21 protein-coding genes and 2 pseudogenes are annotated in these 23,935 nt (G+C 70.1%); 11 read left to right on the top strand and 12 right to left on the bottom strand.

Translation table 11 applies throughout. The features are described from left to right. The 9 genes from M8I34_RS09285 to M8I34_RS09245 form a co-directional block, all read right to left on the bottom strand. The coding region (locus M8I34_RS09285; protein WP_250048772.1) for a M6 family metalloprotease domain-containing protein at positions 1-1,190 on the bottom strand (1,190 nt) is incomplete at its 3' end. Positions 1,191-1,255: 65 nt separating this feature from the next. Continuing rightward, positions 1,256-2,521: an alpha/beta fold hydrolase gene (locus M8I34_RS09280; RefSeq protein ID WP_250048758.1), complete on the bottom strand. Its 1,266-nt coding sequence runs from the start codon at positions 2,519-2,521 to the stop codon at positions 1,256-1,258. Positions 2,522-2,721: 200 nt separating this feature from the next. Continuing rightward, positions 2,722-3,447, bottom strand: coding sequence for a GntR family transcriptional regulator (locus M8I34_RS09275; protein WP_250048771.1), 726 nt, complete (start codon positions 3,445-3,447; stop codon positions 2,722-2,724). Positions 3,448-3,493: 46 nt separating this feature from the next. Next, complete coding sequence (locus M8I34_RS09270; RefSeq protein ID WP_250048757.1) at positions 3,494-4,876, bottom strand: aldehyde dehydrogenase family protein; 1,383 nt, start codon at positions 4,874-4,876, stop codon at positions 3,494-3,496. Beyond that, entirely contained in the window at positions 4,873-5,877 is a 1,005-nt protein-coding gene (locus M8I34_RS09265; RefSeq protein WP_250048756.1) for a proline racemase family protein, read from the bottom strand. Before M8I34_RS09265 ends, M8I34_RS09270 begins: the two co-directional genes overlap by 4 nt. Positions 5,878-5,901: 24 nt before the next feature. Continuing rightward, positions 5,902-6,810 carry a dihydrodipicolinate synthase family protein gene (locus M8I34_RS09260; RefSeq protein ID WP_250048755.1) on the bottom strand — a complete coding sequence of 303 codons (909 nt, stop codon included), beginning with the start codon at positions 6,808-6,810 and terminating at the stop codon, positions 5,902-5,904. An 84-nt stretch (positions 6,811-6,894) separates the two neighbouring features. Next, complete coding sequence (locus M8I34_RS09255; RefSeq protein WP_250048754.1) at positions 6,895-8,424, bottom strand: NAD(P)/FAD-dependent oxidoreductase; 1,530 nt, start codon at positions 8,422-8,424, stop codon at positions 6,895-6,897. Continuing rightward, entirely contained in the window at positions 8,405-8,719 is a 315-nt protein-coding gene (locus M8I34_RS09250) for a (2Fe-2S)-binding protein (protein WP_030075133.1), read from the bottom strand. Before M8I34_RS09250 ends, M8I34_RS09255 begins: the two co-directional genes overlap by 20 nt. Before the next feature lie 53 nt (positions 8,720-8,772). After that, positions 8,773-9,927: an FAD-binding oxidoreductase gene (locus M8I34_RS09245; RefSeq protein WP_250048753.1), complete on the bottom strand. Its 1,155-nt coding sequence runs from the start codon at positions 9,925-9,927 to the stop codon at positions 8,773-8,775. Positions 9,928-10,227: 300 nt separating this feature from the next. On the opposite strand from M8I34_RS09245, the gene M8I34_RS09240 reads away from it, so the two are divergent. Genes M8I34_RS09240 through M8I34_RS09220 form a run of 5 tightly spaced genes read left to right on the top strand, consistent with a single transcriptional unit; the run spans position 10,228 to position 15,896 of the window. Continuing rightward, positions 10,228-11,973: an ABC transporter substrate-binding protein gene (locus M8I34_RS09240; RefSeq protein WP_250048752.1), complete on the top strand. Its 1,746-nt coding sequence runs from the start codon at positions 10,228-10,230 to the stop codon at positions 11,971-11,973. A gap of 14 nt (positions 11,974-11,987) precedes the next feature. Further along, a complete protein-coding gene (locus M8I34_RS09235; RefSeq protein WP_250048751.1) occupies positions 11,988-12,932 on the top strand; it encodes an ABC transporter permease in 945 nt (314 codons plus the stop codon). After that, positions 12,929-13,915: an ABC transporter permease gene (locus tag M8I34_RS09230; RefSeq protein WP_250048750.1), complete on the top strand. Its 987-nt coding sequence runs from the start codon at positions 12,929-12,931 to the stop codon at positions 13,913-13,915. Before M8I34_RS09235 ends, M8I34_RS09230 begins: the two co-directional genes overlap by 4 nt. Continuing rightward, complete coding sequence (locus M8I34_RS09225; protein ID WP_250048749.1) at positions 13,915-14,919, top strand: ABC transporter ATP-binding protein; 1,005 nt, start codon at positions 13,915-13,917, stop codon at positions 14,917-14,919. The genes M8I34_RS09230 and M8I34_RS09225 overlap by 1 nt, the downstream gene beginning before the upstream one ends. Further along, complete coding sequence (locus tag M8I34_RS09220; RefSeq protein WP_250048748.1) at positions 14,916-15,896, top strand: ABC transporter ATP-binding protein; 981 nt, start codon at positions 14,916-14,918, stop codon at positions 15,894-15,896. The genes M8I34_RS09225 and M8I34_RS09220 overlap by 4 nt, the downstream gene beginning before the upstream one ends. 56 nt (positions 15,897-15,952) lie before the next feature. On the opposite strand, the gene M8I34_RS09215 is transcribed toward M8I34_RS09220, so the two are convergent. Then, entirely contained in the window at positions 15,953-17,146 is a 1,194-nt protein-coding gene (locus M8I34_RS09215; protein ID WP_250048747.1) for a M6 family metalloprotease domain-containing protein, read from the bottom strand. A gap of 142 nt (positions 17,147-17,288) precedes the next feature. Here M8I34_RS09215 and M8I34_RS09210 point away from each other — a divergent pair, with 142 nt between their 5' ends. Next, positions 17,289-18,263, top strand: a complete 975-nt coding sequence (locus tag M8I34_RS09210; protein WP_250048746.1) for a LysR family transcriptional regulator — start codon at positions 17,289-17,291, stop codon at positions 18,261-18,263. Positions 18,264-18,638: 375 nt separating this feature from the next. After that, on the top strand, positions 18,639-20,612 hold the full coding sequence (locus tag M8I34_RS09205) for a collagenase (RefSeq protein ID WP_250048745.1): 1,974 nt from the start codon (positions 18,639-18,641) through the stop codon (positions 20,610-20,612). Positions 20,613-20,697: 85 nt separating this feature from the next. Here the strand turns inward: M8I34_RS09205 and M8I34_RS09200 are convergent. Continuing rightward, positions 20,698-20,956: pseudogene (locus M8I34_RS09200) on the bottom strand (IS5/IS1182 family transposase); the annotation flags it as partial. Between M8I34_RS09200 and M8I34_RS09195 the strand changes: the two are divergent. Further along, positions 20,946-21,140 (top strand): annotated as a pseudogene (locus M8I34_RS09195) (DDE-type integrase/transposase/recombinase); the annotation flags it as partial. The pseudogenes M8I34_RS09200 and M8I34_RS09195 overlap by 11 nt on opposite strands. On the opposite strand, the gene M8I34_RS09190 reads toward M8I34_RS09195, so the two are convergent. Then, positions 21,094-21,387, bottom strand: a complete 294-nt coding sequence (locus tag M8I34_RS09190; RefSeq protein WP_250048744.1) for an SMI1/KNR4 family protein — start codon at positions 21,385-21,387, stop codon at positions 21,094-21,096. The pseudogene M8I34_RS09195 and the gene M8I34_RS09190 sit on opposite strands and share 47 nt — an antisense overlap. A gap of 166 nt (positions 21,388-21,553) precedes the next feature. Here M8I34_RS09190 and M8I34_RS09185 point away from each other — a divergent pair, with 166 nt between their 5' ends. From M8I34_RS09185 to M8I34_RS09175, 3 genes are all read left to right on the top strand, one after another. Continuing rightward, the gene (locus tag M8I34_RS09185; protein WP_250048743.1) at positions 21,554-22,819 is read left to right on the top strand and encodes a S9 family peptidase; all 1,266 of its coding nucleotides are present in this window, start codon (positions 21,554-21,556) and stop codon (positions 22,817-22,819) included. A gap of 449 nt (positions 22,820-23,268) precedes the next feature. Next, positions 23,269-23,439 (top strand): helix-turn-helix domain-containing protein, encoded by a 171-nt coding sequence (locus M8I34_RS09180; RefSeq protein ID WP_250048742.1) that lies wholly within the window; start codon positions 23,269-23,271, stop codon positions 23,437-23,439. Positions 23,440-23,471: 32 nt separating this feature from the next. Next, positions 23,472-23,891, top strand: a complete 420-nt coding sequence (locus tag M8I34_RS09175) for a helix-turn-helix domain-containing protein (protein ID WP_250048741.1) — start codon at positions 23,472-23,474, stop codon at positions 23,889-23,891. Positions 23,892-23,935: the final 44 nt, after the last annotated feature.

Here is a 23,935-nt window from a genome sequence, read left to right as displayed (position 1 = left end):
ATGCCGAGCCGCACCACATCCCCCGTTCCGTCACTCGCGAGAACGTCGATACGGACGCCGCTGTCCGGGTCTGTGAAGGTCTGGCCGGGTCGGTACGCCGCCAGGTCGAGTCCGGTGCAGCCGGTGGGCGGGGTCGCGGTGGGGTTGCCGTTCATGACCCGGACCGGTCCCTGGCCGGTCGGGGTGGCGGAGTTGACCTTGTAGATGAGCACGCCGACCGAGCACGCGTCCCGGTCGTTGCCCTCGGCCCGGCGGGACTCCGCGACGTACGCCGTTGTCTCGCTGGTGCGCAGTACGGCGATCTTGGTGCCATGGCGCCGTTCCACCGGGGTCAGGCGCACGGTGCGGCGACCGGGGGCGGCCAGGCAGGTGACTTGGGCATCGCGGGTCCAGCCGAGTTTCCAGGAATGCCAGCCCAGGTACTGGGGCGTGGGGCCGGCAATGTTGCCCATGACGTCCCAGCCGCCGACGTACTGGTGCGTGGGGCCGGTGAAGGAGTACAGGTCGGGCAGACCGAAGGTGTGGCCGGTCTCGTGGGCGGCGACCTTGGGGCCCCAGCGCCACAGGTCCTGGCCGAAGGTGACGGCCCACTTGGTGCGGGTGCCGTCGGCGGTCACCCCGGACCTGGTGGGGTCGTAGAGGTAGGTCGGGGAGAAGGAGATCGCGGACGCCGTCCTGGTGGGGACGACGTAGACCATGTCGTAGCGGGAGAAGTCCGCGTACGGGTCGGCGGCGGTGATTGCGTCGCGTACGTACTTCTCGTGTGTCTCGAAAGTGAGGCCGCGCTCGAAGCCGTACGAGTCCGAGGCCGCCGGCATGCGGATCCAGCGGTGCAGGGAGGTGAGGGCGAGGCGGGTGCGGCCGTAGCCGGCCGTGCGCATCCAGTCGGCGACGGGGGCAAGTTGAGCCGCATACTCCGCTGTGGAGCCGGTGGCCTCGGCGTCGGAGAAGTCCACGAACAGCGTCAGGACCCGCCGGGTTCCGGTGGTGGGCTGGAACTGGACGCGGTCGGTGTCGTGGCCTTCGTCGGTCCAGCCCGTCTTTCCGGGCAGCGCGCACGCGGCGGCGGGAGACGGAGGCCGGTGGGCTGAAGGCGAGGAGGCCGCGTTCACCGTCGTGGGGGCGGCGAGGCAGGAGGCGAGGGTGAGGGCCGCCACGCAACGGCGCAGACGGCTCGGTGAGACGGACAGGCCGGGCATGTCACTCCCGTCGGATCGGAGGGGACGGCTTGGGGCGGGGGCGGAGGGCGTTCGGCTCACGCGCGGCCTGCGGCCAGGTCCATCAGACGGGCGAGGACGTGGCCGTTCGAGGCGGTGATGCCGTCGTGCTCCCACTCGTTGGTGACCCAGACGTGGGTGGCGCCGACCTCACGAGCGGTGCGCAGGGAGAGTTCCGCGTCGACGTACATGTCGTCGTGGTAGACGGCCGCGGCGACGGGGACCTGGTTGGCGGCGAGGCGTTGGGGGTCGTAGAGCGGGGGCCAGTCGGTGCGCTGGGACAGAAGGTCCGCGGCGTCCGCGAAGGGGCGCAGGCCCGCAATCTCCCGGAACATCCAGGGATAGATCATTTCCCCGGTGAAGAGGAGGGGGTCTGCTTCCTCGGCGAACTCGGGGAAGGCGGTGAGGGCCCGGTCGGCCGCCCAGCCGGCCGGCCCGGCGCCCTGCCCGTAGAGGGTCTCCTGCATGACGGCGAACAGCGGGTTGTCGGTGAAGCCGGTCAGCGACTCGACCTGATGACGGAAGGTGTCGGTCAACTCGCCGTCGCTGTCCAGGGATTCGTCGAGCAGCCAGTGGATGCGCTCGAAGCCGTCGCCCATGCCGAGGGCGAGGCCGAGGGTGCGCAGACGGCGGGCGGTGAGGCGGTCGCCGCCGGGCAGGCGGATGTCATCGGATGCGAGGTGGTCGGCGATCTTGCGGAGGCGAGGGGCGTCGTCGGGGTAGCGGGCGTAGAAGTCGAGGACCCGGTCACGTACACGGGGGTAGGTGCGGGCGTACACGTCGTCGGCGGTCGCGGTGAGTCCGGGCAGGCCGCCGGTGACGTAGCAGGCTCGCAGGCCGTCGGGGGCCAGGGAGAGATAGGTGAGGGTGATGAAGCCGCCGTAGCTCTGGCCGAGTGTCTCCCAGGGTTCGTCGTTGCCCAGTTGCCGGCGTATCAGTTCTGCGTCGGCCACGATCGAGTCGGCGCGGAAGTGGGCCAGATGTGCGGCCAGTTGGGAGGCGGAGGCGAACCGGGAGGCCATCCGCGCGGTGAGCGGGGTGGAGCGTCCGGTACCGCGCTGGTCGAGGAGCAATACCCGGTGGGTCTTCAGCGCGTGCGGCAGCCATCCCGGCGAACCTGCCGAAGGGCGGGGCGCCTTGCCGCCCGGGCCGCCCTGCAAGTAGAGCAGCCAGGGCAGTTGGTCATCGGCGTGAGCCGGGTCGACGACCTCGCGCGCGAAGACCTGGAGGGTCGGGCCGTCCGGACGGCGGTGGTCCAGCGGGACGGTGAAGACGTGGTCGGTGGTGGCGTACGCGGGGTTCATGGGGCCCTTTCACAGCGAGGCACGGCGAGGCATGGCACGGCACGGCGAGCGAGAGGTTGCGGGTCGGGAGCCATGGATGAGGTGTGACATTGCATACGGGCGCATACGTCAGCGTGCATCAGCTGTCCGCTTCCGAGGAGCTCTTACTTGGGCATAGCACGGCGTTATGGGAGCCCGCCCCGCCTCGACGCCTCAGAACCTCAGCCGGACCGCTTCCCGGTACGCCGCGCCGCTCCCTTGCCACCGGCCGAGGAAGAGCTGCTGCCGCCGTCGGCCCACAGGGAGCGGACATGGCCCAGGTGCTCGGCCATGCACTTCTCCGCCCGCTTGGCGTCGCCGGCGAGCATCAGGTCGAGCAGCTCCAGGTGTTCCTCGGCCGAGGGGATCAGTTCGCCGCGCTCGTCCAGGGCGATGAGCCCGTAGAGCCGGGAGCGCTTGCGCAGGTCGCCGACGGTTTCGACCAGGCGGTCGTTGCCGGAGAGCGCCAGCAGCGAGAGGTGGAACTGCCGGTCGGCCTCCAGGTAGCCGATGAGGTCGTGGGCGCGGGCCGCCCGCACGATCTCCTCGGCGACCGGGCGCAGCGCCTCCAACTGCTCGCGGGTGGCGCTGCGGGTGATCCGGCCGACCATGGGGATCTCGATCAGCCCACGGATCTCGGTGTACTGGTCGAGGTCGCGCTCGCTGACCTCGGTGATCCTGAAGCCCTTGTTGCGGACGGGCTCGGCCAGGCCCTCACGGACCAGGTCGAGCATCGCTTCACGTACCGGGGTGGCGGAGATGCCGAAGTCCTCGGCGAGTGCGGGCGCCGAATACACCTCGCCCGGGCGCAGCTCGCCGGAGATCAGGGCGGCCCGCAGGGCATTGCTCACCTGGTCGCGCAGCCGCTCCCGGCCGACGTTGAGGTCGCGGTGCTTCAGGTGCCCCATGGGGTCGTGATCCCTTCGGTCCGGCATGGACCACCACTGTACAATGTCACGTTGCCCTGGTGGGCGACAGAGAATAGGTCCGGCCGGCGGTGTAGAACTCCAGCGCTGCCCTGCCCTGTTCGCGCGGCCCGAGGCTGGATGCCTTGGCGCCGCCGAACGGCAGGTGGAAGTCGACGCCGGTGGACGGTGCGTTGATCCGGATCATTCCGGTGTCGAGCCCGTCGAGTCCGCACAGCGCCGCGTCCAGATCGGCGGTGTGGACCGAGCTGACCAGGCCGTACGGCACGGAATTGGTGAGGCGTACGGCGTGCGCCACGTCGTCGGCGGGCAGCAGGGCCGCGATCGGGCCGAAGACCTCCTCGTGCAGGAGGCCATGGCCCGCGGGGACGTTCTCGACCAGCGTCGGGGCCGCGTACCAGCCGGGACCGTCGGGCACGGTGCCGCCGGTCAGCACATCCAGGCCGTGCCAGGCGTCAGCGGCCCGGTCGCGGGCGCACTCGTCGATGAGCGGCCCGCTCACGGTCGCCGCATCGGCCGGGTCCCCGACCGGGATCGCCCGCAGGGCTTCGCAGAGCGCTTCGCGCAGGGGGCCGAGGGCCGCCCCGACCGCGACGACGCGGCTGGTGGCGGTGCACTTCTGGCCCGCGTAGCCGGCGATCGCGGCGGCGATGTGGGCCGCGGCCTGCTCGATGTCGGCGTCCGGGAGGACGATCGCCGCGTTCAGGCCGCCCATCTCGGCCTGGACCGGAATGCCCCGGGCCGTGGCGTCGCGGACCACGGCACGGCCGACGACGGTCGAGCCGGTGAAGGAGACGACGTCGGCGGCGGAGACGAGCGCGCCGCCCTCCGGCGCTCCGCCGGGCAGCGCCGTGAACACCCCTTCCGGCAGGGCTCGTTGGGCGATCTCTGCCAGGCGCCGCGCACAGGCGGTGGCCTCGGGTGCGGGCTTGAGGACCACCGCGTTGCCGGCCGCGAGCGCCGGGGCGGCCTTCCAGCTCGGAATGGCGAAGGGGAAGTTCCAGGGCGTGATCAGTCCGGCCACGCCGTGCGGGCGGCGGCGGGTGAACAGCAGGCCGGGGCCCGCTGCGGTCTCGTGGACGGCCCCGACGGGTTCGTACGGGGCCTGGGCGTAGTAGCGCCAGATCGCGGCGGTGCGTGCGACCTCGGCACGGGCTTCGGTGAGGGGCTTGCCCACCTCACGGACGGCGAGCTCGGCCAGCTCGGCACCTGCCGTATCGATGGCGGCGGCAACCGCACCGAGGGCGGTCGAGCGAGCGGCCGCCCCGCCGAGCAGCCATCCGGGCTGGGCGTCGCGGGCCCGCTCCACGGCCTCGATCGACGCGAAGGCGCCGGGCGCCGGGATCTGGAGCAGTACGTCGGACGGATCGGCCGGGTTGTACGAGGTGATCAGGGAGAGGGTGTCGGTCACAGGAGGAAGCCTCCGGGGAAGGGGTCGGCCGGGTCGAGGAAGTACTGGGCGGTGCCGGTGATCCAGGCGCGTCCGGTGACGGTCGGCACGACGGCGGGCAGCGAGCCGACGGTGGTCTTCTCGATCAGGCGCCCGGTGAAGCGGGTGCCGATGAAGGACTCGTTGAGGAAGTCCTGGCCGAGGGGCAGTTGGCCGCGTGCGTACAGCTGGGCCATCCGGGCCGAGGTGCCCGTGCCGCACGGGGAGCGGTCGAACCAGCCGGGGTGGATGGCCATCGCGTGCCGCGAGTGGCGGGCGCCGGAGCCGGGAGCGGCGAGGTAGACGTGTTTGACTCCGGCGATCTCCGGCTGCTCGGGGTGCACGGGCCGCTGGGGCGAGGCGTTGATCGCGTCCATGACGGCGAGCCCGGCGGCCAGCAGGTCGTCCTTGCGCGCACGGTCGAACGGCAGCCCCAGCGCGTCGAGCTCGACGATGGCGTAGAAGTTGCCGCCGAACGCGAGGTCGTAGGTGACCGTGCCGTATCCGGGCACGGTCACCTTGCTGTCCAGCGCGGCGCAGAACGCCGGCACGTTGGTGAGCGTCACCGATTCGGCCGCGCCGTCCGCGACCCGTACGTCGACGGTCACCAGCCCCGCCGGAGTGTCGAGCCGGACGGTGGTGACCGGTTCGGTCACCGGCACCATGCCCGTCTCGACCAGGACGGTGGCGACCCCGATCGTGCCGTGCCCGCACATCGGGAGCAGTCCGGAGACCTCGATGTAGAGGACGCCGTGGTCGGCGTCGGGGCGGGTGGGCGGCTGGAGGATGGCGCCGCTCATGGCGGCATGGCCGCGCGGCTCGTACATCAGGAGCGTCCGGAGGTGGTCCATGTGCTCGATGAAGTACATCCGTCGCTCGGCCATGGTGGCGCCGGGGATGACGCCGACGCCACCGGTGATGACGCGGGTGGGCATGCCCTCGGTGTGTGAGTCGACGGCGTGGAAGACGTGACGGGTACGCACGGGCTTCCTTTCCGTGGGGTGTGGTCAGCGGTGGCCGTCGGCGACGGCCTTCTCGGTGGCGGCCCGCACGGCCGACTCGGTCTCCGCGGTGAGCGGGGAGCGCGGCGGGCGGGTGGGCCCGCCGCGTCGGCCGACGAGGTCCATGGACAGCTTGATGGCCTGGACGAACTCCGTCCTGGAGTCCCAGCGCAGCAGGGAGTGCAGGGACTTGTAGAGCGGGCGGGCCGTCTCCAGGTCGCCCGCGACAGCGGCGTGGTACAGCGTGGCGCAGCCGGCGGGGAAGGCGTTGGGGTATCCGGCGATCCAGCCGACGGCACCGGCGACGGCGAGTTCGAGCAGCACGTCGTCGGCGCCGATCAGCAGATCGAGTTCCGGGGCGAGCTCGGCAATCTCGTACGCCCTGCGGACGTCGCCGGTGAACTCCTTGACGGCGACGACGCTGCCGTCCTGGTGCAGCCGGGCCAGCATGGCGGGGGTGAGGTCGACCTTGGTGTCGATGGGGTTGTTGTACGCGACGACCGGCACCCCGGCCCGCGCCACCTCGGCGTAGTGGGCGCGCACGCCCGGCTCGCCGGCCCGGTAGGCGTTCGGAGGCAGCAGGAGCACCGAGCCGCAGCCCTCGTCGGCCGCCTGTTCCGCCCAGCGCCGGGCTTCGCCGCTGCCGTAGGCGGAGACGCCGGGCATGACGCGTGCCCCGTCGCCCGCAGCCTCGACGGCGGTCCGCACCACGCGGGCCCGCTCCTCGTCGGTGAGGGTCTGGTATTCGCCGAGCGAGCCGTTGGGCACCACGCCGTCGCAGCCGTTGTCGAGGAGCCAGCGGACATGATCGGCGTAGGCGTCGTGGTCGACGGACAGATCGTCACGCAAGGGCAGGGCGGTGGCGACCATGATGCCGCGCCAGGGGCGGGCGTTGTTCCACGTGGTGGCGGTCATGCCGGTAAACCTCTCTATGGTATGTGACATTTTACTAGGACGGGCCCCGAGGAGCTCGGCCGGAGGTCGGCCGTCACCGCCGGATCATCCGTCGGCGTCGGGGGCGGCGTCGGGCTCGGATGTGGTCTCGGATCGGCCTCCGGGCGCGTCGGCGTCGCCCCCGGGCTCGTTGACGGCGGGGACGACGGGGTCGTCGAGCGCGGCGAGCGCCGAGAGCGGGACGGGTGCGGCGAACGGGCGGCGTTCCGCCAGGGGTTCGACGGCTTGGTCGCGGGCCATGAGGCAGGCCACCGCCGGACCGCACATCCGGCCCTGGCACCAGCCCATACCGGCTCGGGTCAGCAGCTTGACGGTACGTGCGTCGCGCGCTCCGAGGTCCTCGACCGCCTCGCGTATCCGCCCGGCGGTGACCTCCTCGCAGCGGCACACATCGGTGTCGTCCGGGAGCCGGTGCGCCCACCCCGGGCCTGGCGCGTGGGCCGCGGTCATCACTTCGGCGAAGGCGCGCATGCGGTCCCTGCGCCGCTGGAGTTCCCGGACCCGGCCGGCGTGGGCGGGGCGCCCGAGGAGCCGGGCGGCAGCAGCGACTGCCGCCAACTCCCCTTCTACCCTGGCCAGTTGCGCGCCACCCACTCCCCCGGTCTCACCCGCCGCCCACAGCGAGCGCACCGAGGTCTCCTGGACGCCGTCCAGGGCCAGGGCCCTGGTGCCGTCGGGCAGCGGGCGGGTGGCACAGCCGAGCGCCGTGGCCAGGTCGACCTGGGGGACGAGGCCGTGTCCGACCGCCAGCGCGTCGCAGTCGATCCGCCGTCCCGTCCCCTGTACGGGGCGCCAGTCGCGATCGAGACGCATGACGGTGACGGCCTCCACCCGATCGATTCCGTGCACCTCGGTGACCGCGCTGCGCAGCCGCACCCGCACCCGGTGCCACAGCAGCGCCGCGCCGTGGACCAGCGCCTCGGCCGCCTTGTGCGGATTGGTGACCAGCGCGCGGGGGTGCCGGGCGTAGCGCAGATAGCCGGACGCCTCGACGACGGCCGGCACCCGTGCGCCGGCGGCTGCCAGCGAGGAGGCGACCGCGAGCAGGAGGGGGCCGCTGCCCGCGACGACGACCCGCCGTCCGGGCAGCACCAGGCCGGACTTGAGCATGGCCTGCGCTCCCCCGGCACCCACGACGCCGGGCAACGTCCACCCGGGGAAGGGCAGCTGCCGTTCGTACGCGCCGGTCGCCAGGAGCACCGCGCGGCACCGTACTCGCACGGGGCGCTCGCCACCGCCGTCGGCCCCGGTGACGGCGTGCACGGACCACACCTCGGCGGCCTCGTCGTCCTTGGTCACGCTCCACACGTGGTGCCCGGGAAGATGCCGGACGTCGCTCTGCGCAAGGCGTCGGCGCAGGTCGGCGTAGGCGGACCAGTCATGGTGCAGGGCTTCGGGCCGGACGGCTCCCAGGGCGGGTGCCGGCGTGCGGTAGAACTGCCCGCCCGTGTGGGTGGAGGTGTCCAACAGGACGACGGACAGGCCGAGCTCACCGGCCGTGACGGCGCCGGCGAGGCCGGCGGAGCCCGCCCCGATCACCGCGAGGTCGTACGGTTCAGACGCCGAGAGCGGCACGGCCGTGTCCTTCCTGAGTGGTGATGGCGTCCCCCGGCCGGGCCGGCACCAGGCAGGCCCGCCGGTTGGGCTCTCCGTTGATGGTCGCGAGGCAGTCGTAGCACTGCCCGATGCCGCAGAACGCGCCCCGCGGGCGCCCGCCGTTGCGTGTGGTGCGCCAGGCCAGGATTCCGGCTGCCCACAGGGCAGCGGCGACGGACTGGCCGGGCAGAGCGGTCACCGCGCGCCCGTCGAACGTGATCCGGAACGGCGGACCGGGCTGGGCGCCGACCAGCTCGGCGGGGGTACGGGCCACGGGTGCTCCTCTCATGGCGGGCATGGCGGTGATGGCGGCGGTCGCAGGCGGTCTCAGGCTGCTGGAGGGAAGCGTTCCGGCCGGAACGGGGTGAGGTCGAGCGGCGGTTCGCCGCCGCTCAGCCATCGTGCGACGGCGAGTCCGGTGGCGGGGGCGAGCCCGACTCCCGCACCTTCGTGGCCGCAGGCGTGCAGCAGGCCGGGGACGCGCGGATCGGGGCCGATGGCGGGCAGGTGGTCCGGCAGATACGGGCGGAAGCCGAGGTATGTACGCATCGCCCGGACCCCGGCGAGGACCGGGAAGAGTGCGGTGGCCTGGGCCGCCAGGCGCCGCAGCACTTCGACCGACAGCGTGCGGTCGTAGCCGACCCGTTCCCGGCTGGCGCCGATCAGGACCGGCCCCGCCTGGGTGCCCTCGACGACCGCCGAACTCTGTAGCGCCGCGGAGCCACTGGCGACATCGGCGACGTAGTCGGCCGCGTACACCTTGCGGCGTACCACTCGGGGCAGCGGCTCGGTGACCAGGACGAAGCCCCGGCGGGGCCGTACGGGAAGCGCCACGCCCGCGAGGCGGGCGAGATCGCCGCTCCAGGTCCCGGCGGCGTTCACCACGTGCGGGGCGTGGAGCTCCCCGGCTGTCGTCCGCACTCCCCGGATCTCGCCGCTCCCGCCGGTGAGCAGGCCGGTGACCTCCTCGCCGAGGCGCAGCCGGATCCGGTCGCCGCCCGCGCGCAGCAGATGTGCGGCGGCGAGCGCCGGCATGACCTGCGCGTCCTGGGGGTAGTGGAAACCGCCCGCCAGACCGGGGGCGAGATGGGGCTCCAGGTCGTGCAGGCGGTCGGGCGGGACCTCGTCCGCCGTGACACCCGCCGCGCGCTGCCCGGCCGCGAAGTCCCGTAGTGCGGCCATTCCGCTCTCGCCGGCGGCGACGACCAGTCCGCCTTTGGGCTCGTACTCGATGCCCGGCGGGAGTTCTTCGGCCAGCTCCCGCCACAACCCGGTGGACAGTAGGGCCAGTTCGAGTTCAGGTCCCGGCTCCTTGTCGGAGACCAGGAGGTTGCCCTCACCGGCCCCCGTCGTACCGCCCGCCACGGGGCCGCGGTCGAGCACGGTGACGCGGAGGCCGGACCGCGCGGCGTAGTAGGCGCAGGCCGCACCGATCACACCGGCCCCGACAACGATGACGTCTGCGGAGTTCCTCGTGAGCACGGCAGTAATATTTCACATTGCACCGTCTCTGCCAAGGGTCCGCGATCCATTGGGTCGGGTCGATTGCCCTTACGTGCCGATGAGTTCCGCCCTCCACCAGGAACGCGGCGGGTTTCGCCGGGACCGGCAGTTGATGATGTGCGGTACGGATGACGGCGGCCGCGGGGTCACCCATGGCAGCCCCCTCGGGCACGGGTGGGTAACGAAGTCGATGAGGCCTTGTCAGTGCAATTTCACATTACTATGTTACCGGTCACATTCCAGCCACTGGCTGTCCAACTGCTTCCGGAGTGACCACTCATGGACAAGCGCACCTGCTCAGCTCTGGCCGCCACACTGGTGGCGGCCCTCACGTTCGGCACAGCCGGGTGCTCCGGCGGGCAGAAGGCGGACGGCGCCCGCGGCCGCAAGAACCCGGCAACGGCCAACAGCGGCCGAGCGGTCGGCGGGACGCCCCAGAAGGGCGGCACCCTCACCGTCCTGTCCAACCAGGACTTCACCCACCTCGACCCGGCCCGCAACTGGGTCATGAACGACATGGACTTCGGGACCCGACTGCTCTACCGCACCCTGGTGTCGTACAAGGCGGCCCCCGGAACCGCCGGCGGCGAGCTGGCCCCCGACCTCGCCACCGACCTCGGCACGCCCTCCAACGGCGCCAAGACCTGGACCTTCCACCTCAAACCGGGGATCAAGTACGAGGACGGAACGCCGGTCACCGCCCAGGACATCAAGTACAACGTGGAGCGGTCCTTCTCCCCGGACCTGCCCGGCGGCGCCGACTACGCGGCCCGCTACCTCAAGGGCGCCGAGGGCTACGGCGGCCCGGCCAAGGGTGAGCACCTGGATTCCGTCAGGACGCCGAACGACACGACGATCGTCTTCGAACTGCGCACGCCCTTCGCCGAGTTCCCCAACGCGACGGTGATGCCCACCTTCGCCCCGGTGCCGAAGGCGAAGGACAACGGGCCCCGCTACGACAACCGGCCGTTTTCCTCAGGCCCGTACAAGATCGAGACGTATCAGCGCAACAAGAAGCTGATCCTGGTCCGCAACCGTCACTGGGACCCCAAGACCGATGAGATACGCAAGGCCTACCCGGACAAGCTGGTCATGGTGATGGGGCTCAAGCCCAACCAGATCGACGACCGGATGATCGCCGGCCAGGGCGCGGACGCCTCCACCGTCCCGTGGTCCGCGCTGCGGCCGGAGAGCGCGGCCAAGGTCCTGCCCAGGGCCGAGGTGCGCGAGCGGCTGCTGGCCGAGTCGACCAACTGCACCGACATGGTGCAGATGCACACCGGGCGGGCCCCCTTCGACAACGTGAAGGTCCGTCAGGCCGTGCAGTACGCCCTCGACAGAGAGGCCGTGATCACTTCCTCCGGCGGCCCCGCCTTCAACGACGTGTCCCACGCCTACATGCCCGCAACCCTGTTCGGCGGCAAGCAGCCGGACACCTTGAAGATCCCCGCCACCGGGGATGCGGACCGGGCCAAGCAGCTGCTGAAGGAGGCCGGGAAGCCGAACGGCTTCACCACCAAGATGACGGTCTCCAACGGGGACAAGGGGCGGGCCGAGGCGATCCAGCAGTCGCTCGCCAAGGCCGGTATCAAGGTCACCATCGAAACGGTCGACCCGTCCGCGTTCTACGCCACCATCGGCGACACCGCCAACCGCACCGACATGGTGTACACCGGCTGGTGCCCGGACTACCCGTCCGGCTCCACCTTCCTTCCCTTCGTCTTCGACGGCCGCTACATCAAGGAGAAGGGCAACACGGGCAACCACTCCCTCTTCCGCGACAAGCCGACCATGCAGCGGATGGACGAGATCGCCGCGATGACCGACGTCAAGAAGGCGAACGCGGCCTGGCGGGAACTGGACGGCACGATCGTCGCCAAGGCCCCGGCCGTACCGGTCCTGGTGCGCCGGTGGCCACTGGTGGTGGGGACCAACATCGCGGGCGCGTACGGGCAGACCTCCTTCGGCGGCCAGCTCGACTACGCCTCGGTCGGCCTCAAGGACCCCGCCAAGAGCGAGGGCTGAGGAGCGTACCCACCATGGCCTCCACCTCCATGTCCGCACCGGCCGTCAACACCACTCCGGCGAGCAGCGGCCCCTGGCAGCTCGCCCGGCAGCACCTGCGCCGACGCACCGCCGTGAAGATCTCCCTCGTCGTCATCGTGCTCTTCGCGATCACGGCGGCGGCCGCCCCGCTGCTCGGCACGCTGGGCGGCTGGTCACCCGAGGAGTTCGACAAGACCGCCGTCGACCCCTACCTGGGCGGGCAGCCGATCGGCCCGCTCGGCGGGATCTCCGCCGACCACTGGCTAGGGGTCGAACCCGTCACCGGCCGCGACCTGTTCGCCCGGGTCGTGCACGGCGCGCAGGTCTCGCTGTTCATTGCCTTCGCCGCCACCGCGATCGTCGTCGTCGCCGGAACGGCGGCCGGGATCGCGGCCGGCTACTTCGGCGGCCGCACCGACGCGGTGCTCTCCCGGCTGATGGACCTCATCATGTCCTTCCCGTCCCTCATCTTCATGATCGCGATGATGTCGGTGGCCCGGGACGTCAACCGGATCGTGCTGATGACCGCCGTGATCGGGCTCTTCGGCTGGCCCGGCATCGCCCGCGTGGTACGCGGCCAGACGCTCTCGCTCAAGCATCGCGAGTATGTCGACGCCGCCCGTGTCGGCGGGGCCGGCCCCTGGCGGGTGCTCACCCGCGACATCCTCCCGGGCGTCGCCGGACCCGTCATCGCCTACACCACCCTGATCATCCCCGGGATGATCGCCACCGAGGCGGCCCTGAGCTATCTGGGCGTGGGCGTTCGCCCGCCCACCCCCTCCTGGGGCCAGATGATCGCCGAGAGCGTCGCCTTCTACGACACCGACCCCATGTACTTCGTCATCCCCAGCGCCTGCCTTTTCCTCGCCGTGCTCGCGTTCACGCTGCTCGGCGACGCGCTGCGGGACGTCCTGGACCCGAGGGGAAGCCGCACATGACCCTCTACCTCGGGCGCCGGATACTCGGCGTCATCGGCGTCCTGATCGCCATCGCCGCCATCACCTTCACCATCTTCTACGTCCTGCCGTCCGACCCGGCGGCCGCGGCCTGCGGCAAGTCGTGCAGTACCGAGCGGCTGGCGGCGATCCGTGAGCACATGGGCCTCGACCAGCCCCTGTGGCGGCAGTTCGCCGACTTCGTCACCGGCATCTTCACCGGCCGCACCATGGGCACGGGCCAGTACGAGCTGCACTGCCCCTTCCCGTGCCTGGGCTACTCCTACGAGAACAGCGAAGCGGTCTGGGACCTGTTGATGGACCGTCTTCCGGTCTCCGCCTCGCTGGCCTTCGGCGCCGCGGTGATCTGGCTGGTCCTCGGGCTGTCCGCGGGGGTCGCCGCGGCCCTGCGCAAGGACACCCTCACCGACCGCGCCCTCATGGTGGGCGCGGTGGCCGCCGCTTCGCTGCCGGTCTACTTCACCTCGATGATGCTGATCTACGGGGTGATCCGGTTCGCGGGCCTGCTGCCCTACCCGCAGTACGTGCCGTTCGGCGACAACCCGCTCGACTGGGCGTCGAACCTGCTGCTGCCCTGGCTGGCGCTGGCCATCCTGTACGCGGCGATGTACGCACGACAGAGCCGCAGTTCGATGATCGAGACGATGGCGGAGCCGTACATCCGCACCGCCCGTGCCAAGGGCCTGCCGCGCCGGACGGTCGTGGTCAAACACGGGCTGCGGGCCGGTATGACCCCGGTCCTGACCATCTTCGGCATGGATCTGGGCGGACTGCTCGCCGGCGCGGTGATCACCGAGTCCATCTTCGGGCTCCCCGGCATCGGGCGGCTCTTCTACGGAGCACTCTCCAGCGGCGACCAGCCGGTGATCCTCGGAGTGACGCTGCTGGCCGCCACCTTCATCGTCGTCGCCAACCTGGCCGTCGATCTGCTCTACGCCGTCGTCGATCCCCGAGTGAGGTACTGATGAGCGCTCGCGAACCCGTGCTCTCGGTCAGGGAGTTGACGGTCACCTTCCCCACCCCGCGCGGCCCGGTACGGGCCGTGGACGGCCTCGGCTTCGAGGTGCACCGGGGACGAACCCTCGGCATCGTCGGCGAGTCCGGCTCCGGCAAGTCCGTCACCTCCCTGGCGGTGATGGGGCTGCACACCGGCGCTTCGGTCACCGGCTCCATCACCCTGGGCGGCCGGGAGCTGACGGGCCTGCCGGAGCGCGACCTGAACCGGCTGCGCGGCCGGAAGATGGCGATGATCTTCCAGGACCCGCTCTCCAGCCTCCACCCGTACTACACCGTGGGCGAACAGATAGCCGAGCACCACCGCGTGCACTTCGGCAGCGGCAGAAGGGCCGCCCGCGAGCGGGCCGTGGAAGCGCTGGGCGAGGTCGGTATCCCCGAACCGCGGCGCCGGGCGCGGGAGTACCCGCATCAGTTCTCCGGCGGCATGCGCCAGCGTGTGATGATCGCGATGGCCCTGGCCTGCGAACCCGAGCTGCTCATCGCGGACGAGCCGACCACCGCCCTGGACGTCACCGTCCAGGCGCAGATCCTGGAGCTCATCGCCCGGCTCCAGGAGGAGCGGGGACTGGCCGTCATCATGATCACGCACGATCTGGGAGTGGTCGCCCGGGTCGCCCACGACGTTCTCGTGATGTACGGGGGAAGAGGCGTCGAACGGGCCCCTGTGGACACCCTGTTCGCGGAACCGGCCCACCCCTACACCGGCGCCCTCCTCGACTCCCTTCCCCGTCTCGACGACAGCGACGAGGAACCGCTGCGGGTGATCCCCGGCAGCCCGCCGTCCCTGCTCACCCCGGCCCCCGGCTGCGCGTTCGCGCCCCGCTGCCCCCGGCCGGCCGACGCCCCCGCCGAGGAGCGCTCCCGATGCGAGAGCGAACTCCCCCTCCTCGACGGCCCGACCGGGCATCCGGCCGCCTGTCACTTCCCCGCGTACGGAGGCATGGCTCCATGACCACCACGACCACCGAACCCCTGTTGTCCGTACAGAACTTGACGGTGACGTTCCCCGGGAGGAAGCGATCCGCGCCGGTCCGGGCCGTCGACGGCATCACCTTCCACGTGGCGGAGGGTGAGACGCTGGGCCTCGTCGGCGAGTCCGGCTGCGGCAAGTCCACCACCGGACGCACGATCGTCCGGCTCCTGGAACCCACCGCCGGCTCCGTCACGTACGACGGACGGGACATCAGCCATCTGTCGCAGCGGATACTCAAGCCGCTCCGCAAGGACCTGCAGATGGTCTTCCAGGACCCGCACTCCTCGCTCAATCCGCGCCAGACGGTGGCCCGGGTCATCTCCGATCCGCTGCTCGTCCAGGGCAGTTCGGCAGCGGGCGCCCGCAAGCGTGCCGCTGAGCTGATGGAGCTGGTGGGGCTCATCCCCGAGCACATCGACCGCTATCCGCACGAATTCTCCGGCGGCCAGGCCCAGCGCATCGGCATCGCCCGCGCCCTGGCCACCGGCCCCCGCCTCGTCATCGCCGACGAGCCGGTCTCCGCGCTCGACGTCTCCGTCCAGGCCCAGATCGTCAACCTGATGGAGCGGCTCCAGCGCGAACTCGGCCTGGCCTACCTCTTCATCGCCCACGACCTGTCCGTCGTCAAGCGGGTGTGCGACCGGGTTGCCGTGATGTACCTGGGCCGGATCGTCGAGATCGGAGCGAAGGAAGAGGTCTACACCGCCCCGACGCACCCCTACACATGCGCGCTGCTGTCCGCCGTCCCGCTGCCCGACCCGGCCGCCGAACGGGGCCGGGAGCGGATCACCCTGCTCGGGGACCCGCCCAGCCCGGCCGCTCCCCCACCCGGCTGCACCTTCCACCCTCGCTGCCCCAAGGCCCAGGAGATCTGCCGCACCGAGGCACCCTCCCTGCGGAAGACGGCACCGGGCCCGGCGCGGCAGGTGGCGTGCCATTTCCCCGAAACGGCCTGAGCACGGCCATGCCCCGGCTCCCGCCCAGGAACCGGGGCACAACCGTCCGCATCACGCTACGACTTGGTGATCCGCACGGTCTCGCCGTTCCCGTCGGCGCTCAGCACCTCGATCCGGACACCCGCGGCGGAGTCGGTGAACGTCTCCCCGGCCCAGAACGGGCCGTCGTCCAGGGGACGACAGCCCGACGCCGGGGTGGCCCTCGGCTTGGCGTCCATGACCCGGATCGGCCCTTCACCGGACTTCACGGAGGAGTCGACCTTGTAGACCAGCGCACCGGTGGCGCAGAGGCCGGTATCCGCGTGGACAGCCCGCCGCGATTCGACGACGTACGCGGTGGAGGGGCCCGTGGGTATCACCGCCATCTTGGTGCCGGACCCGTACTCGACGGCGGTGAGGCGCACGGTATCGCTGCCCGCCGAGGCCCGGCACACGACCTGGCTGTCATCGGTCCAGCCCAGCTTCCAGGAGTGCCAGGCGAAGTACTGCGGCCCGGCCCCGCCTATCAGACCCATCACATCCCATCCGCCCACGAAGCGGTGCTCGTCGTCGCCCTTGTCGAAGGCGTACAGATCGGGCAGCCCGAAGGTATGAGCGGTCTCGTGGGCCACCAGTTTCTTCCCCCAGTGCCACATGTCCTGGCCGAAGGTGACCGCCCACTTGACCCGCCTGCCATCGGCGACGACGCCCGCCGTTCCCGGCTCGTAGACATAGGTGGGGGTGTAGGAGACCGCCGACGCGTTCTTCGTCGGTACGACATAGACCATGTCGTACCGCGAGAAGTCCACGTCCGGATCGGCCGCCGCGACCGCGTCCTTGAGGTACGCCTCGTGTTGCTCGTGCGTCATCCCACGCTCGTATCCGTAATCGGTGGAGTTGTGCGGCATCCTCGTCCAGCGCCGGTGCTGGGTGATATCCAGCCATGCCTTGCCGTACGAGGCGTTCCACAGCCAGTCCGCCCCGGGCGTGACCTGTGCGGCGTCGTCAGCCGGGGACTCGGCGGAAGGGGCAGGGGCATCCGGGAAGTCCACAAAGACCATGGCTGCCTTGATTGTTCCCGCCGGGCGCTGGAACACGGAGAAGTCCGTGTCGTGCCCTTCGTCCGTCCAGCCGGTGGTGCCGCGCAGCGCACAGGCCGACGCGCTGTCGGCGGCCGGGGCGCCGAGAGCGGCCGGGGCGCCGAGGAGGAACGAAAGCGGGAGCAGGGCGGCGAGCAACACCCACAGAAACGCCGACCGTGTGCCTGGCACCCACCGTGTACGCGGCAAGAGATGTGGCCGTCTCACGTCATCACTACCTCTCCATAAATGCCCATCGCGTGTGTCATGTCACATAAGACTGCGGACGCACGCCCCTGTCCGAAAGCTGTCGTCAGTCCATAACATCCGCGCCATGGACCTGGAGATACGGCATCTGCGGGTGGTGTGCGCGATCGCCGAGGCGGGGAGCCTCACCCGCGCCGCCGCCTCGCTCCGTATGACCCAACCAGGACTCAGCGCCCAGCTGCGCCGTATCGAGGCCGCTCTGGGCGGGCCCCTGTTCGACCGGCGTCAGTCGGGCACCGTCCCCACGCCCTTCGGCGAGCTGGTCATCGGACGGGCCCGCGCCCTACTGCCGGGCATCGACGGACTGCTCTCCGACACGGCCCGTGCCGCCCGCCGTATGACAGCCGTGGACCGGATCCGCGTCGGCTCGGTCGGTGCCCCGCTTCTGGGGCACCTCCTCCTGGCCGTCCGAGCACTGCTGCCCGAGGCCGACCTGACCTGCCGTTGCCAGTACTCCCCCGTCGCTCTGCTCGACGACCTCGCCGCGCGCCGCCTGGAAGCGGCGGTACTCGGCGACCACCCCGGCCAGGAGCTGCCGCAGCATGCGGGCGTGGCACTCCACACGATCGTCAACGAACCGGTCTTCGCCCTCCTGCCGGCGGCCCACCCGCTCGCCACGCGGGACGAGGTCCCGTTGGTCGAACTCCTGGAGGAGGACTGGGCGGTCCCCCGGCCCGACAGCGACCGGACCCCCGAGTACTGGGCTTCCGTCTGCACCTCGGCCGGCCGCGCCCCCTTCGCCCCCTATGAAGCGGAGGGGCGGCAGCTGATCGAGATCGTGCGGGCAGGCCTGGCCGTCAGCCTCTGCCAGGCCACGTTCATCGAGGTACCCGGCGTCTCGGTCCGCCCCCTGGCCGAAAACCCCCTGTGGTACCGGCACCTTCTGGCCTGGCACCACGACGGCCCGCTCGCACCGTACGGCACCGAAATCCTGCGCCGAGTCGCCGACGGCTATCTGGCCACATGCAGTGACAGCCCGGTGTACGCGCGCTGGCGGGAACTGAACCCGCACGCGGCCCGACCAGTGACGGTCGCGCCCTGACCTACCCGGCCGGCGGACGGCGGCGCCGCTCGGGCGGCGGTCCCCCGCCACGGAAGCGCTCCCCGGACAGCACCGGCCTCACGGCAAGTCCCGAAGAGCCACCACGTCAAGGCCGTTGACGGGCCGGCCTCTCCGTCGAAACCAGCGCCGCAGCGCTCACCGAAGCCCGGCGAGACGCACCGGAGGCACGCCAAGGGGGCTCGTTCTGTTACTTGCAACCCTCTTCTCACTAACACGTGAACTGTGACATTGTACGGTCACACTTTTCGCGGGCACGACAGCTCCGAGAGTGTTCAACTCCCGTTGCCATCAAGGTCCGCACCCCCCACTGCCGTGCCCCTCGCGCGGCTGCCGACCGGCCTGGAGGCCATCGCTATGCGCAGACCCCCCACAGTGAAGAAACTCGCCCAACTGCTGATATCCACCGTGGCCGCCGTCGGCCTGGGGCTGACCATGCTCGCCCCCAACGGCGAGGCGGCACCGGCCGACGCCGGGGCACCCAAGCCCGCACCGAGGTCGGCCCCCGCCCCACAGCCCGCCTCCGCCACCGTGCTCGCCGCCGATCTCGCCCCCGGACACGCCGCCACCCCCTCGCGATCGGCCACGAAGCCCGCGAACTCCGCGCTGCGCCCTCCGCTCCCCGCGGCCCAGAACGCCGCAGAACGCAAGAAGGCCCGCTCCGCGGCGAAGGCCGTGGCGGACTGTAACGTCAGCGACTTCACCTCGAAGACCGGCACCGAACTGGTCGAGCAGATCAAGCAGTCGGAAACCACCTGCATCAACACGCTGTTCAACGTGTCCGGTGAGGACTCCAAGGCCCTCTTCCGTGAGGAACAGATGGTCACGGTGGCGAACGCGTTCAAGGATGTCGCGACCAACTACCCTGGGGACAACAGCACTTCCGCAGCCCAGGTAGTGCTGTACCTGCGGGCCGGCTACTACATCCAGTACAACCAGCCGGAGAACGTCGGCGAATACGGCCCGGTGCTGAAGAGCGCCATTCAGGGCGCCCTGGACGGCTTCTTCGGCTCGTCCCACGCCTTCGATGTCACCGAGGCCAACGGAGAGACCCTGGCCGAGACGGTCATCCTGATCGACAGCTCCGAAGAGAACGCCCGGTTCCTCAACGTGGTCAAGCGTCTACAGAAGGACTACAACTCGTCGTACGACCAGTTCTACGGAATGCTCGCGGCGGTCAACAACACCTACACCGTGCTGTTCCGCGGCCACCAGCTGCCGGAATTCGTGGAAGCCGTGAAGGCCGACCCGAGCGTCCTCACCGGACTGCGTGACTTCGCCGTCGCCCACGACGATCTGCTCGGCACCGACAAGTCCTACCTGGCCAGCAACGCCGGACGGGAACTCAGCCGCTTCCTGCAACACGCCGAACTCAAGGACACCGTCAAGCCGTTGGTCAAGGAGCTGCTCGGCCGCAGCGAGATCACTGGGCGCACCGCCCCGCTCTGGGTCGGTCTCGCCGAGATGACGGATGAGTTCGACAAGGCGAACTGCGCCGAGTACGACACCTGTGACCTCCAGAACCGCGTGCGCGACGCGGTACTGACGATCAAGCACGAATGCGGTCCGAGCGCGAAGATCCTCGCGCAGGAGCTGACCGCGTCCGAACTCTCGGCCACGTGCGACAGCATCCTCAAGCAGGACCCGGTCTTCCACGGCATCGTCAAGGACAACGGCCCGGTCAAGGACGACAAGAACACCAACATCGAGATCGTCGCCTTCAACTCCAGCACCGACTACAAGACCTACGCCGGTGTCGTCTTCGGTATCGACACCAACAACGGCGGCATGTACCTGGAGGGCGACCCGGCCGCTGAGGGCAACCAGCCGCGCTTCATCGCCTACGAGCAGCCGGCCCAGGACGGCGCCTTCCAGATCTGGAACCTCAACCACGAGTACACCCACTACCTCGACGGTCGCTTCGACATGCACGGCGACTTCGCAGCCGGGCAGACCACTCCGACCGTGATGTGGGTCGAGGGCTTCGCCGAGTACGTCTCCTACTCGTACCGCGGCATCACCTACGACCGGGCGATCGAGGAGGCGGGCAAGGGCACGTACCAGCTGAGCCAGCTCTTCGAGACCACCTACGACAACGCCGACACCACCCGTATCTACCAGTGGGGCTACCTGGGCGTCCGGTACATGCTCCAGTCACACCCTGAGGATGTGGCCACCCTGCTCGGCCACTACCGCGCAGGCGAGTACGACGCCGCCCACAGCCTGCTCCGCGACACCATCGGTACCAGGTACGACGCCGACTTCACCGACTGGCTGAGCAAGTGCGCCGGCGGTGACTGCGGCCAACTGCCGACCCGGAGTGCACGGTGACCGACGCCTCGGTCACCGGCAAGAACTGAGCCAAGCGAACACCGAGCCATGAGAACCCGGTGTCCCGCGCACCGTGCGCGCGGGACACCGCGACGGTGGTCACGGTGCCGTAGAAGACGTACGCCCTCTTGTCGAAGCGGGTGGCTACGGCACGGGAGCTCGTGAGCGCGTTGATCGTTCGTTCGGCTTCATTGCGGCGCTTGCAGATCGTCTTGTCGAAGCCGGTGGGCTCACCGCCCGCGCTACCGCGGCGCCGGCGATTGGCGCCTGGTCCTTGCATTCGGGAGTGGTGTTCTTGATCTGCCGACGCTCAGGTATCGGCGGTTCCGGCGAGATGAGGCCGCCACCACCTGCGCGGCCTTCCTCACCCGCGCAACCGCCTGGTTCGCCCGGCAAGGCATCACCGTCGAACGCGTGCTGACTGACAACGCCTGGGCCTACACCAAGAACTCCTGGCGTCAGACCTGCCGCCACCTGGGCATCAGGCCCCGCTGGCCACGGGCCTGGCGGCCACAGACCAACGGCCGCTCATCTTCTCTACCGCGCTGCGTGCACTGGGTGTCACCTTTACGATGTCGAGAGCTTCGTGGGCAGCGTTGGGTTGGAGGACGCTGAGGAAGTCCTTGAAGCTGCCGCTTCCATAGCGTTCGACGAGTTTTTTGTAGTCGCTGGGCAGTTGAGTGCCCAGCGCGTTTTCGACCGCGGTCCATTCGATGGGTGATGGGCTCGGATCCGGTGAAGGGCAGAGCTGCTGGAGGCGGTTGAGTTCGTTCATCAGGGCTCCTGTAGCCAGGCAGGGTTTTCCAACTTCACATTCTGGAATATCGGACCGCCGCGTCAGGTTCGTCAGGCGCCCCGGGATGGTGGTAGGGATAGCCCGAGGGCGGATACGCCAGCTGACCGGGCTGGAGACGAGTGCGGTCGTCCGTAGCGTCAGCGACATGAATTCCGCATACCCAGAACGCAATCCACGTTCCGTGTTCCGTTGGCTGAGCGCCGGGATGGTCCTGGCCGGCCTGGCCGGCCTGGCCGCTACGACGGTGACGGCCGGAGTCGACTCGGCGGCGGTGCCCCGAAGCGATCGCGGACGGTTGGTGTCCGCTCAGCAGGTGAGCACGCTGCCCACGAAGCAGGATGTTGCTGCGGCCTTGGGCGCCACCGGATTCGACGCGAGTACGGCGCGGTTCGGGGTGGCAGCCTACCGGTTGGTGTACCGCACCGTGGACCCCGCAGGTCGGCCGACCACCGCCAGCGGACTGCTGGTGCTGCCCCGCAGCCGCGAACACCATTTACGGACGGTGTCGTTCGCCCATGGCACTGCCAGCTACCGGCCCGACGCCCCGTCCTCCATGGACAAGGTCGGGTTCGTGTCCTCGCCCGCCATCACGTACGCGTCCGCCGGGTTCGCCGCTGTCGCCCCGGACTACCTCGGTCTCGGCACCGGTCCGGGACTCCACCCCTGGATGGATCTGCCGTCTGAGACGACCGCCTCGTTGGACATGCTGCGGGCAGCCCGTGCCTTTGTTCCGCGTATGGGCCGGGCGCTGGGGCATGATGTGCTGGTCACGGGGTTCTCCCAGGGCGCCTCGGCGGCGATGGGACTCGCGCAGTCACTTCAGGCCGGTGACGATCGATGGTTCCGACTCCAAGCCGTCGCGCCGGTCAGTGGGGCGTACGACTTCCGGAATGCTGAGCTGCCGGCACTGCTCAACGGCTCTCTCGACCCGAAGGCAAGTGTGCTGTATGCGGCGTATTTTCTCGTCGCATGGAACCGGCTGCACCATGTGTATGACTCGCCGACCGAGGTCTTCCAGGCGCCGTACGACGGCACGGTTGAGGCACTGTTCGACGGTTCGCACACCGGCCGACAGCTCTTCGCCGGGACGCCGAACACCATCAACGCACTGCTCACCCCGCGCGGCTTCGACATGCTGCGCCACCCGACCGGCCGACTGGCCGCGGCGCTGCGGGTGGCTGACGGCATCTGCGCCTGGACACCACGCGTCCCGGTCCGCCTGTACGCGGCCCGTGCGGACGAGCAGGCGGCCAATGCCAACACCGACCATTGCGAGGCCGCGTTGCAATCGCACGGCGTGAGTGCGGCGGTCGTTGATCTCGGTACCCCGGAGTTCGAGGGTTCCAGGCACCTCGGCTCCAACGTCGCGGGCACGGCGGCAATCGTCCGCTGGTTCAGTCAATTGCGCTGAGCGCCCGTCGGATGGCGCCGGCCCGCCCTCGCTCGCGGGGCGGGCCAGCGTTGGCCAACCGGAAGCCCGCCATCGTGGAACGCTCAACACCGGCACCCGTTGCGCCGCGCCGCTGACCCCGGCGGATCGGCCTAAGGGCTGTCCCGTAATCCCTGGTGGATCAGCGCACGGCGTCAGATGCGGTGCATCGCAAGGCGGAGGGACGTCCGGATACTGGGCGTATCCGGACGTTCCGACAACGCGGCGAGGTGCCGTAGCTGTCGTCGTGCGCCCGCCAGGGATTGCGGGACAGCCCTTAGGCGTGGAGATCTTCGCCACGGCCGCCTCACTGCCGAGCGACCACTCGGGGCGTGCCTGGGCCGTTGGTGTGCTGAAGCACGGTGTCGACCCGTCCTCGTCCCCGAATGATTGGCCGTCTTCCTTCTGTGCCTGCCTGATCCGCCGTGCCCATGATGCTCACCGCTTCCGAGCGTCACCGGCAGAAGAAGAAGGCCTACGGCAACAAGACACCTCACCGGGCCCGGATCCGCGCCCACGTCGTGCTCCACGCGGCACGGGGTCGCTCCTACGTACGCGTAGCCCGCGATACGGGCCTGCACCTGGACACCGTGCGGACCTGACGTGGCCGCTTTGCCGGCAGGGACTACCCGGGTTGGCCGACCGCAAGCGCCCCGGTCGCCCGCCGGTGTTCACCGCGTTGCAGACCGCCCAGGTCAAGGCGCTCGCCTGCCAGCTGCCCGCCAGGCGCGGCTACGGAAGGGGCTCAAGGCTCGGCTTGCAGGGCACACTCCCCTGCTCTCGGCAATCTTTCTCATTCGAGGCGAAATCGCTCAGCTTCGATATCGTTTTGGCGAGCGACATCGAGGATTCCCTGCACGGCAGCGGCAAGGGAGCGTTCGAGGGTTTGAAGGTGCGGAATTCGCTGCTCGATATCGACAGCCGAGGTCACTTCCTCCCACGCGTGGCGGTAATCGTCTTCCAGCCCCAAGATGACCTCGACGATTTCTGCGCGCTGATCGAGGGACAGACCGACGGGCCCTTGCATGCCCATGCTGAGTTGAGCTCTGGCTGAGATCACGTCACCAACCAGTCGGATATGCGCCACTCCAACTATCT

The sequence above is a fragment of the Streptomyces sp. MCA2 genome (assembly GCF_023544705.1).
Lineage (GTDB): Bacteria > Actinomycetota > Actinomycetes > Streptomycetales > Streptomycetaceae > Streptomyces > Streptomyces decoyicus.
This window is presented reverse-complemented; position numbering and strand designations above follow the sequence as displayed.

Excerpts from the sequence above, each read along its gene's own strand:
- M8I34_RS09240 (WP_250048752.1), top strand. The coding sequence starts at position 10,228 with ATGGACAAGCGCACCTGCTCAGCTCTGGCCGCCACACTGGTGGCGGCC.
- M8I34_RS09235 (WP_250048751.1), top strand. The coding sequence starts at position 11,988 with ATGGCCTCCACCTCCATGTCCGCACCGGCCGTCAACACCACTCCGGCG.
- M8I34_RS09230 (WP_250048750.1), top strand. The coding sequence starts at position 12,929 with ATGACCCTCTACCTCGGGCGCCGGATACTCGGCGTCATCGGCGTCCTG.
- M8I34_RS09205 (WP_250048745.1), top strand. The coding sequence starts at position 18,639 with ATGCGCAGACCCCCCACAGTGAAGAAACTCGCCCAACTGCTGATATCC.
- M8I34_RS09220 (WP_250048748.1), top strand. The coding sequence starts at position 14,916 with ATGACCACCACGACCACCGAACCCCTGTTGTCCGTACAGAACTTGACG.
- M8I34_RS09185 (WP_250048743.1), top strand. The coding sequence starts at position 21,554 with ATGAATTCCGCATACCCAGAACGCAATCCACGTTCCGTGTTCCGTTGG.
- M8I34_RS09210 (WP_250048746.1), top strand. The coding sequence starts at position 17,289 with ATGGACCTGGAGATACGGCATCTGCGGGTGGTGTGCGCGATCGCCGAG.
- M8I34_RS09180 (WP_250048742.1), top strand. The coding sequence starts at position 23,269 with ATGATGCTCACCGCTTCCGAGCGTCACCGGCAGAAGAAGAAGGCCTAC.
- M8I34_RS09190 (WP_250048744.1), bottom strand. The coding sequence starts at position 21,387 with ATGAACGAACTCAACCGCCTCCAGCAGCTCTGCCCTTCACCGGATCCG.
- M8I34_RS09275 (WP_250048771.1), bottom strand. The coding sequence starts at position 3,447 with ATGGGGCACCTGAAGCACCGCGACCTCAACGTCGGCCGGGAGCGGCTG.
- M8I34_RS09260 (WP_250048755.1), bottom strand. The coding sequence starts at position 6,810 with ATGACCGCCACCACGTGGAACAACGCCCGCCCCTGGCGCGGCATCATG.
- M8I34_RS09225 (WP_250048749.1), top strand. The coding sequence starts at position 13,915 with ATGAGCGCTCGCGAACCCGTGCTCTCGGTCAGGGAGTTGACGGTCACC.
- M8I34_RS09280 (WP_250048758.1), bottom strand. The coding sequence starts at position 2,521 with ATGAACCCCGCGTACGCCACCACCGACCACGTCTTCACCGTCCCGCTG.